The following is a 10541-nucleotide window of genomic DNA, read 5'->3' on the forward strand; positions in this document are numbered from 1 at the left end:
GCCCCTCCCCGACCCCCTCCGCGTGCCCGTCGCCGACTCGCACACCCACCTCGACATGCAGTCCGGCACGGTCGCGGAGGGGCTCGCGAAGGCCGCGGCGGTCGGGGTGACGACGGTCGTGCAGGTCGGCTGCGATCTGAAGGGCTCGCGGTGGGCGGCGGAGACGGCCGCGGAGTACGAGGCCGTGCACGCGACCGTCGCGCTGCATCCCAACGAGGCGCCCCGGATCGTGCACGGCGACCCCGACGGATGGTCCCGGCAGGGCGCCCGCGAGCCCGGAAACCAGGGGGCGGCCCGAAGGGCCTCGGTAGAGGGTGGTGGTGGGAGACGGGCGGGCGACAGCGCGCTGGACGAGGCCCTCGCCGAGATCGACCGGCTCGCGGTTCTCCCACAGGTCAAGGGCGTCGGGGAGACCGGGCTCGACTACTTCCGTACGGGACCCGAGGGCAAGGCCGCGCAGGAGCGGTCGTTCCGGGCCCATATCGAGATCGCCAAGCGGCACGGCAAGACGCTGGTCATCCACGACCGCGACGCCCACGCCGACGTGCTACGCGTGCTCAAGGAGGAGGGCGCCCCCGAACGCACCGTCTTCCACTGCTACTCCGGCGACGCGGAGATGGCCGAACTGTGCGCGGAGAACGGCTACTTCATGTCCTTCGCCGGGAACATGACCTTCAAGAACGCCCAGCCGTTGCGCGACGCCCTCGCCGTGGCGCCCCTCGAACTCGTCCTCGTCGAGACGGACGCACCGTTCCTGACCCCCGCGCCGTACCGCGGACGGCCTAACGCCCCGTATCTCATTCCGGTCACGGTCCGTGCGATGGCCGCCGTGCGCGGTCTGGACGAGGACGCGCTGGCGACGGCCCTCGCGGCGAACACGAAGCGTGCCTTCGATTATTGACGCATAACGCCCAAGGGGGCGCATTCCCGGGTTGCGTGGCGACACAACGTAGTCGTGGCGCCTTGGAGAGTGACGGCCCCTCCGCTAGGTTCTCCGCGCCCGATCCGGAGGACCACCTGGAGCGTGTCGTCGTGAGCACTTCGCAGAACGAGACGTATGGCCCGGCGTACGAGAACGATCAGCCGGACGATGAGCCGTACGCCGCTGAGGATCCACAGGGTTACGTGGACACGTACCGGCCCGCGTACGAGACCCAGTGCGAGATCGATCACGAGATCGATCACGAGATCGACTACGAGGTCGACCACGGGGTCGGCTACGAGACCAATCCCGAAGCGGCCACCGAACCCCAGCTGCACCGGCCGCTGCCGCCCACGCTCGAGTTGCCCGGTGCCTTCGGCGGCCGGGCCGAGGCGCGTCGGGCGGCGCGGCGGCAGAAGGCCGCCGAGCGGCCGCAGGCGGTGCGGCGGCTGGTGCCGCGGGCGCTGGTCGTCGCCTTTCTGGCGGGCGGCACCTCCGCGTTCGTCGCCGACGACAAGGCGGTCGAGCTGACCGTCGACGGGAAGCCGCGCACGCTGCACACCTTCGCGGACGACGTGAACGAGCTGCTCGCCGACGAGGGCGTCGAGGTGGGCGCCCACGATGTCGTGGCGCCCGCTCCCGGCACCCGGCTGACCAGCGGTGAGGAGGTCGCCGTCCGGTACGGGCGGCCCTTGCACCTCACCCTCGACGGGCGGCGGCGCACCGTGTGGACTACGGCGCGCACGGTGGACGGGGCTCTGCGGGAGCTGGGGGTGCGTGCGGAGGGCGCGTACGTCTCGGCCCCGCGCTCCCGGCGGATCGGGCTGGACGGGCTGACCCTCGACGTCCGTACCGAGCGGACCGTGACGGTCATGGCGGACGGGCGGGCGCGGACGGTTCGTACGAACGCCGCGACCGTTCGTGAGGCCGTGGAGGGGGCCGGGATCACGTTGCGGGGGCAGGACACCACGTCCGTTCCGCCGGGCAGTTTCCCGCGGGACGGGCAGACGGTGACGGTGCTGCGGATCACGCGCACGAAGGAGGTTCGGGAGGAGGCCATCGCGTTCGGGGTGCGCCGGACGTTGGACGCCTCGTTGTTCCGGGGGACCGAGGTTGTCGAGCGGGCGGGGCAGCCGGGGATGCGGCGCGTCACCTACGCCCACCGTACGGTCAACGGTGTGCGCTCCAAGCCGCGGCGGCTCGGGTCCGAGGTGGTTCACGAACCTCGCACGCAGGTGGTGAAGATCGGCACCAAGCCTTTGCCGGCGGCTGCCGACGATGTCGACGGCCTCAACTGGAGCGCGCTCGCGGCGTGCGAGTCCGGTGGGCGGCCGGCCGCTGTGGACTCGTCCGGCACGTACGGCGGCCTCTACCAGTTCGATGCGCGAACCTGGCAGAGCCTCGGTGGTACCGGGCGTCCGCAGGATGCGCCTGCGGCGGAGCAGACGTATCGGGCGAAGAAGCTGTATGTACGCCGGGGGGCGAGTCCTTGGCCTCATTGCGGAGCTCGGCTGCAGGCGTGACCCCTGCGCCCCAGGCCCAACCCCCTGGCGGGGGCCTGGGGCGCAGCCCCGGTTTCGGGAAGGGGCGGGGCTGGGGAAAGAACACCCATCCACCGCGCCGTACGCTGGCCCTCGTGAGCAACACCCCCGAAGCCCTCCTGGGCCCCGCCGACATCCGCGAACTCGCCGCGGCGCTCGGCGTACGCCCCACCAAACAGCGCGGCCAGAACTTCGTCATCGACGCGAACACGGTCCGCCGCATCGTCCGCACCGCGGACGTCCGCCCGGAGGACGTGGTCGTCGAGGTGGGCCCGGGGCTCGGCTCCCTCACGCTGGCCCTCCTGGAGGCAGCGGACCGCGTCGTCGCCGTAGAGATCGACGACGTACTCGCGGGCGCGCTCCCGGCGACGATCGAGGCACGCATGCCGGAGCGAGCCGACCGTTTCGCGCTGGTGCACTCCGACGCGATGCAGGTGACCGAACTCCCCGGCCCTCCGCCGACCGCCCTGGTCGCCAACCTCCCCTACAACGTCGCCGTCCCCGTACTGCTGCACATGCTCGAGACCTTCCCCACCATCGAGCGCACGCTCGTGATGGTGCAGGCGGAGGTCGCCGACCGACTGGCGGCGGCGCCCGGTTCGAAGGTGTACGGCGTGCCCTCGGTGAAGGCCAACTGGTACGCCGACGTCAGGCGCGCCGGGGCCATCGGCCGGAAGGTCTTCTGGCCCGCCCCGAACGTGGACAGCGGCCTCGTCTCGCTCGTCCGGCGCGCCGAGCCGGTCAAGACGACGGCGTCGAGGCGCGAGGTCTTCGCCGTGGTCGACGCCGCCTTCGCCCAGCGCCGCAAGACCCTGCGGGCCGCGCTCTCCGGCTGGGCGGGTTCGGCGGCGGCAGCGGAGTCCGCCCTGGTCGCGGCGGGCGTCTCGCCGCAGGCTCGGGGTGAGGCCCTGACGGTGGAGGAGTTCGCCCGCATCGCGGAGAACCGGCCGGCCGACAAGGCCGAGAACAAGGAGCGCGGAGAGCAGTGAGCGTGACGGTACGCGTTCCGGCGAAGGTCAACGTCCAACTGGCCGTGGGCGCCGCCCGCCCCGACGGCTTCCACGACCTGGCGAACGTCTTCCTGGCGGTCGGCCTGTACGACGAGGTCACGGCGACGGCGGCGGACGAGCTGCACATCACGTGCGAAGGCCCGGACGCGGATCAAGTCCCCCTGGACCACACGAACTTGGCGGCCCGCGCGGCCCAGAAGCTGGCCGCCCGCCACGGCCTCGCCCCCGACGTGCACCTCCACATCACCAAGGACATCCCGGTAGCGGGCGGCATGGCGGGCGGCTCCGCAGACGCCGCCGGAGCACTCCTGGCCTGCGACGCCCTCTGGGGCACGAACACCCCCCGAGCCGAACTCCTCGACATCTGCGCCGAGTTGGGCAGCGACGTACCGTTCAGCCTGGTCGGCGGGGCCGCACTCGGCACGGGTCGCGGCGAACGGCTGCGCCCGCTCGAGGTGGGCGGCACCTTCCACTGGGTCTTCGCGGTGGCCGACGGCGGCCTCTCCACCCCGGCGGTGTACGCGGAGTTCGACCGCCTCACCGAAGGCGTCGAGGTCCCCGAACCACTCGCGTCCAAACCCCTCCTCGATGCCCTCGCGAAGGGCGACCCGACCGCCCTCGCAGCCACCCTCTCCAACGACCTCCAGCCCGCGGCCCTGTCCCTGCGCCCGTCCCTGGCGGACACCCTCGCCGCGGGCACGGCCGCCGGTGCCCTCGCCGCCTTGGTCTCCGGCTCGGGCCCGACGAACGCGTTCCTCACCCGGGACGCACCCTCGGCGACGAAGGTCGCCGAGGCACTGCTCGCCTCGGGCACGTGCCGCACAGCCCGGCTCGCGCCCTCACCCGCGCCCGGCGCGACGGTGCTCTGAGACCCGGTCGCGTCATCACAACGAGTGACGGCCACCGCACGCCCCGGCCCCCCGCCCGGAGGGCCTACGCTTGAAGGCTGATCGATCCCCGCGTCAGGAGAGAAATGGCCGTCAACCTGGTCAATGTCGAGAACGTCAGCAAGGTGTACGGCACCCGTGCCCTGCTCGACGGCGTCTCGCTCGGAGTGTCCGAGGGAGACAGGATCGGCGTCGTCGGGCGCAACGGTGACGGCAAGACCACGCTGATCCGGATGCTCGCCAAGCTGGAGGAGGCCGACACCGGACGCGTCACGCACTCCGGCGGGCTGCACGTCGGGGTGCTCACCCAGCACGACTCCCTCGACCCCGCGGCCACCGTCCGGCACGAGGTCATCCGGGACATGGCCGACCATGAGTGGGCGGGCAACGCCAAGATCAGGGACGTACTGACGGGGCTGTTCGGCGGGCTCGATCTGCCCGGGTTTCCGCAGGGGCTCGACACCGTCATCGGGCCGCTGTCCGGTGGCGAGCGGCGGCGTATCGCGCTCGCCAAGCTGCTGATCGCCGAGCAGGACCTGATCATCCTTGATGAGCCCACCAACCACCTCGACGTGGAGGGCATCGCCTGGCTGGCGAAGCATCTGCGGGAGCGGCGGTCGGCGCTCGTCTGCGTGACGCACGACCGGTGGTTCCTCGACCAGGTCTGCACGCGCATGTGGGACGTGCAGAAGGGCGATGTGTACGAGTACGAGGGCGGCTACTCGGACTACGTCTTCGCGCGCGCCGAGCGTGAGCGCATCGCGGCCACCGAGGAGGTCAAGCGGCAGAACCTGGTCAGGAAGGAACTGGCCTGGCTGCGTCGCGGCGCTCCGGCCCGTACGTCCAAGCCGCGCTTCCGCGTCGAGGCCGCGAACGAGCTGATCGCGGACGTACCGCCGCCGCGTGACACCAGCGAGCTGATGAAGTTCGCCTCCACCCGGCTCGGCAAGACCGTCTTCGACCTCGAGAACGTCACCGTGCAGGCCGGCCCGAAGGTGCTGCTGAAGCATGTGACGTGGCAGCTCGGGCCCGGCGACCGTATCGGCCTCGTCGGGGTGAACGGCTCGGGCAAGACCTCCCTGCTGCGGTCGATGGCCGACGCGGCGTACAGCGAGGGCGAGCGGCAGCCCGCGGGCGGACGGGTCGTGGTCGGCAAGACCGTGAAGCTCGCCTACCTCTCGCAGGAGGTGTCCGAACTCGACCCGGCCCTCAGGGTGTTGCAGGCCGTGCAGCAGGTCCGGGACCGCGTCGACCTCGGCAAGGGACGCGAGATGACGGCCGGTCAGCTCTGCGAGACCTTCGGCTTCAACAAGGAGAAGCAGTGGACGCCGGTCGGTGACCTGAGTGGTGGTGAGCGCCGTCGGCTCCAGCTTCTGCGGCTGCTCATGGACGAGCCGAACGTCCTCTTCCTCGACGAGCCCACCAACGACCTCGACATCGAGACGCTCACCCAGCTCGAGGACGTACTCGACGGCTGGCCCGGCTCGATGGTCGTGATCTCCCACGACCGGTTCTTCATCGAGCGGACCACGGACCGGGTGTTCGCGCTGCTCGGCGACGCGACACTGCGGATGCTGCCGCGCGGGATCGACGAGTACCTGGAGCGGCGGCACAAGATGGAGGAGGCGGTGGCGTCCCGGACGCCCGTGGCGCCCTCCGCCGAGAAGCCCGGTATCTCCGCCGCCACTGTGTCTTCCAAAGAGGGCCGCGCCGCGAAGAAGGAACTTCAGAAGATCGAGCGGCAGTTGGACAGGCTCTCGGAGAACGAGAAGAAGCTGCACGACCAAATCGCCGCGAACGCCACAGACTTCGGGAAGGTGGCCGAACTGGACGCCGACCTGCGTGAACTGGCCACCGAGCGCGAGGAGTTGGAGACCCGCTGGCTGGAGCTCGCAGACGACGCGTGAAGGTGGCGTGAAGGAGCGTAACGACGGCATCACGGGCCGGTCCTCCCTTGGGAACAGGGGATGGACCGGCCCTGAGTTCGATCTGGACATGGTGATAGAAAGGGCCGTCTGAGAACCGTCTGAACTGTCTGAGTACGACGCTGAGTACAACTCCGTATTCACTACGTACTTCTAGGCGTGGCTAAAAATCAGTGATGAAGGGGGAACGCGCTGATGTCCCAGCCGCCCAACCAGCCGCCACAGGGCGGGTTCGGAGCTCCACAGGATCCTCCGGGTGGACAGCACCCGGGCCAGGGAGCACCTCCGCCGCCCGCGCAGCCGCCGCAGGCCCCACCGCCTCCGCAGGGCGCGCCACAGGCGCCGCCGCAGGGCGGAGCTCCGGGGACACCGCCTGCGCCGCAGCCTGGTTACGGCTACCCCCAGCAGCCCGGCCCGTACAACCAGCCGGGTCCGTACGGTCAGCAGCCAGGACCGTACGCCCAGCCGGGACCGTACGCCCCGCAGCCAGGACCGTACGGACAGCCTCAGCCCGGCCCCTACGGCCAGCCCGGCTACGGCTACCCGCAGCAGCCCCAGTTCCCCGGCCCGCCCGGCACCCCGCCGGGCGGCGGCTCGCGCAACCCCTTCAAGGGCAAGCCCGCCATCATCATCGGAGCCGCGCTGGCCGCCGCCCTCGTCATCGGCGGCACCGTGATCGCGGTCTCCGGCGGCGACGGCGACAAGAAGCCCGAAGCCAAGAAGAGCGGCGACGCCAAGCCCTCCGCGGGCGAGGCCCCGATCAACCCGGGCGACGGTGACGGCGGAGGCGGCGAGGACACCGAGGATCTCAACGCGGGCCGTCAGGCGGGCGAATCGAAGGTGCTCTGGTACAAGGAGGGGCCCGACGCGCCCGGTTCCGGTGCCGACGCCCCCGGTATGTGGATCACCGAGAAGACCGCGGTGAAAGCCGCGTACAAGCAGGTCTTCGCGTACAACGTCGGTGACGGCAAGCCGGCCTGGCCCGAGATCACGCTGCCGCAGGAGATCTGCTCGGTCACTCCGGAGAAGACCGCCGACGACAAGATCGTCGTCGCGTACAAAGAGGGCACCAAGGACACCGCCGACTGCAACCAGCTGATGGAGATCGACCTCAACACCGGCAAAAAGGGCTGGACCGAGGAGATCCCGGCGGGCGAACTCTTCGACAGCATGCTCCAGCTCGGACTGACCGTCACCGGCGACACGTTGGTGGTCGGCCGCGGGCAGTCGGGCGTCGGTTACGACGTCACGACGGGCGACAAGCTGTGGGACAAGAAGAGGTACGGCTCGGCCTGCTTCCCGGCCGCGTTCGCGGGCGGCAGCAAGCTCATCGGCGTCTCGTCCTGCGCGGCCGGCAGCGACAACGAGCACGACGAGGTGCAGGAACTCGACCCGGCCACCGGAAAGGCCAAGTGGACGTGGAAGGTCCCCAAGGGCTGGCAGGCCGCGCGGACTTACTCCACCGACCCCGTCGTCATGTACCTCACCAACGAGGACAAGAAGCAGTGGAACATCTCCACGCTGAACAACGGCAAGGTGACCGCGCAGGTCGACATCGACGAGTCGTTCGCGCCGGAGTGCGGCTGGGCGATCCTCTCGCGTGATCTGCAGGGCTGCCAGGGCGTCGCGGCCGACAAGGACACCCTCTATCTGCCGACCGACGCGAAGACCGGCGCCAACGAGATCGTCGCGATCAACATGGCCACCGGCAAGGAGAAGTGGCGCACCAAGTCCCCGGTGGAAGAGCGCATGCAGCCGCTGAAGATGGACGGCACGAACCTCCTCGCGTACGTCCAGCCGTCGTACGACTCGGGCGGCAGGGTCGTGTCCATCCCGACGGGCGGCAGCTCCCACACGCCGAAGAAGCTGCTGCAGAACCCGCAGGGCACCGCGGACATCGAGAGCGGCTTCTACTCGAAGGACGTGGACTACGTGGACGGCCGCTTCTACATCTCCACGACCCGGCTGTCGGGCCGTGACGAGACGAAGGAAAAGCTGATGCTGGCCTACGGCAAGTGATCCGCCGGCTCTCGTCCCGCCCCTCCCTTCTCCTGCTTCTTCTCCGAGTTTTCCGAGGTAACCCGTCATGAGTCAGCCGCCGCCCCCGCCGCCCAACCAGCCGCCGCAGGAAGGCGGTTCGGGCGCACCTCAGGACCCGCCCCCGAACGGCTTCGGGGCTCCGCAGAGCCCGCCGCCCGGTGGGTTCGGCGCCCCGCAGGACCCGCCGCCGAATGGTTTCGGCGCTCCCCAGGATCCGCCTCCGGGTGGTTTCGGCGCCCCGCAGAGCCCGCCGCCGGGCGGTTTCGGTGCGCCGACTCCGCCCCCGGGGCAACCACCGCAGGGCATTCCTCCGAACCCCGGCTACGGCTACCCGCAGGCACCGCCGGCCCCCGGGACTCCACCCCCGACGGCCCCGCCGCAGCCGTACGGCTATCCGCAGACCCAGCCCCCGGGCCAGCCCGGGTACGGCTACCCGGGACAGCAGCCCCAGTACGGCTACCCGCAGCCCTCGACGATGCCGCTCCAGCCGCAGGCGCCGGGCGGCGGCCGCAAGCTCAACGCCCAGCTGATGATCATCGTTGCGGCCGTCCTGGCCATCGGCCTCATCGTGGGCGGCGGAATCTTGTACACGACCACGAGCGGCGACGACAAGCCCGACGCCTCCGGTACGTCCGGCGGCACCGGCGGCGAAGACGGCAAGGGCGACACCAGCAAGGAGGCCCCCGACGGGGGCGGCTCCGAGAAGGTGCCGTCCAGCACCAGCGCCAAGATCCTCTTCCAGGTGCCCCAGCCCGAGGTGCCCGACGACGAGGTCTGGAGCGTGGGGGGCTCCTGGCTGACGGACAAGGTGTACGCCAAGGCCAGCCTCAACGAGGTCATCGGCTACGACCCGGCCTCCGGCAAGGAGACCTGGACGATGCCGCTGAAGGGTCACTCCTGCGCGGCCTCTCCCGAGATCACCGAGGACGGTGTGACCGTGGTGATCTCCGAGGGGTCCAAGCGCAGCAAGACCAACAAGTACCCGGGGTGCACCGAGGTCACTGCCTTCAACCTGAACACCGGCAAACAGCTCTGGACCAAGTCCGTGGGCGAAGGCAGCGAGAAGGCCAAGTTCGAGGAAGCCAGCATCACCGGCACCACGGTCGCCGTGGGTGCGGGACTCGACGGCGGCGCGGGCTTCGACCTCACCACCGGCAAGATCCTGTGGCAGCCGAAGGTCGAGGAGTGCGAGGACCTGGGCTACCGCGGTGGCGAGCAGCTGGTCGCCGTGCGCAAGTGCGGTGACTTCGGCGAGGAGAAGCTCGAGGTCCAGCTGCTCAACTCCAAGGACGGCAGCGTCCAGTGGACGTACAAGCTGCCCGCGGGCATCGACAACGCCAAGGTGATCTCCACCAAGCCGGTCGTGTTCGGCGTGGAATCCGACCCCGACAACCCCACCGGGACCGGCACCTCGGACATCTTCTCGCTGGACGAGAGCGGCAAGCTCCGTACCAAGATCGCGATGGAGGCCGACAAGTACGACCACGACTGCGGCGTCGGCAAGATCCACGACTGCAAGGGCATCCTCGTCGGCAACGACAAGCTCTACGTCCCGACCAGGCAGCACGACGGAACCAAGGAGTACAGCCGCACCAACGAGGTGATCTCCTTCTCGCTGGCCACCGGCAAGACCGCGGGCGACCGCGCCGACGCCGGTGACGGCTACGAGATCTTCCCGATCCGGATGGACGGCGGCAACATCATCGCGTACAAGCAGGGCCCCTACGACAAGGGTTCCGAGGTCGTCTCGATCAACGGCGGCAGCTTCGAGCAGACCAAGCTCCTGGTGACCCCGGCCTCCGAGCAGGTCCGCAACGCGATCAGCAGCATGGTCCCGAAGACGTCCGAGATGCTTTACGCGAACGGCCGCCTCTTCATGGGCCAGGACCTGATCAGCAAGCCCTCGTCCTCCTCGGACGACGAGAAGTACACGGCGATCGGATTCGGCGCGCAGTAGGGCGTACGGCGATCGGAAGGCTGCCCTTTCCGGTCGTACGACGATCAAGGCGTCCCTACGTGGATCAAGGCCCCGTCCCTGCTCAGGGACGGGGCCTACGCTTGTCCTCGATCGTTTCCTCGCCTGCTCGCGAATGCGAGGAATTTTGGCAATCCGGGCACTTCTCACCGGTAGGGGAAGCGCAACGTCGAACAAGCGTGTAGCTTCCGGGGGATGGAGAGCCGGGGGGCTCCTGTCCATGGGGGACCAGTTGGGGACC

7 protein-coding genes are annotated in these 10541 nt (G+C 69.9%); all 7 read left to right on the top strand.

The window, feature by feature from the left end:
• Window positions 1-901 (top strand): TatD family hydrolase (locus tag G6048_RS43240; RefSeq protein ID WP_235991032.1); only part of this gene is annotated, 901 nt, incomplete at its 5' end.
• A gap of 131 nt (window positions 902-1032) precedes the next feature.
• The gene (locus G6048_RS43245) at window positions 1033-2445 is read left to right on the top strand and encodes a ubiquitin-like domain-containing protein (RefSeq protein ID WP_165345091.1); all 1413 of its coding nucleotides are present in this window, start codon (window positions 1033-1035) and stop codon (window positions 2443-2445) included.
• Window positions 2446-2558: 113 nt separating this feature from the next.
• Window positions 2559-3452 carry a 16S rRNA (adenine(1518)-N(6)/adenine(1519)-N(6))-dimethyltransferase RsmA gene (gene rsmA, locus G6048_RS43250; RefSeq protein ID WP_408056228.1) on the top strand — a complete coding sequence of 298 codons (894 nt, stop codon included), beginning with the start codon at window positions 2559-2561 and terminating at the stop codon, window positions 3450-3452.
• Entirely contained in the window at window positions 3449-4342 is an 894-nt protein-coding gene (locus tag G6048_RS43255) for a 4-(cytidine 5'-diphospho)-2-C-methyl-D-erythritol kinase (RefSeq protein ID WP_165345092.1), read from the top strand. Before rsmA ends, G6048_RS43255 begins: the two co-directional genes overlap by 4 nt.
• A 104-nt stretch (window positions 4343-4446) precedes the next feature.
• Complete coding sequence (locus G6048_RS43260; protein ID WP_165345093.1) at window positions 4447-6267, top strand: ABC-F family ATP-binding cassette domain-containing protein; 1821 nt, start codon at window positions 4447-4449, stop codon at window positions 6265-6267.
• A 213-nt stretch (window positions 6268-6480) separates the two neighbouring features.
• On the top strand, window positions 6481-8304 hold the full coding sequence (locus tag G6048_RS43265) for an outer membrane protein assembly factor BamB family protein (RefSeq protein ID WP_165345094.1): 1824 nt from the start codon (window positions 6481-6483) through the stop codon (window positions 8302-8304).
• Between the two features lie 67 nt (window positions 8305-8371).
• Entirely contained in the window at window positions 8372-10282 is a 1911-nt protein-coding gene (locus G6048_RS43270; RefSeq protein ID WP_165345095.1) for an outer membrane protein assembly factor BamB family protein, read from the top strand.
• Window positions 10283-10541: the final 259 nt, after the last annotated feature.

Origin of the sequence: Streptomyces ureilyticus (assembly GCF_011045025.1) — a bacterium.
GTDB classification, from domain to species: domain Bacteria; phylum Actinomycetota; class Actinomycetes; order Streptomycetales; family Streptomycetaceae; genus Streptomyces; species Streptomyces ureilyticus.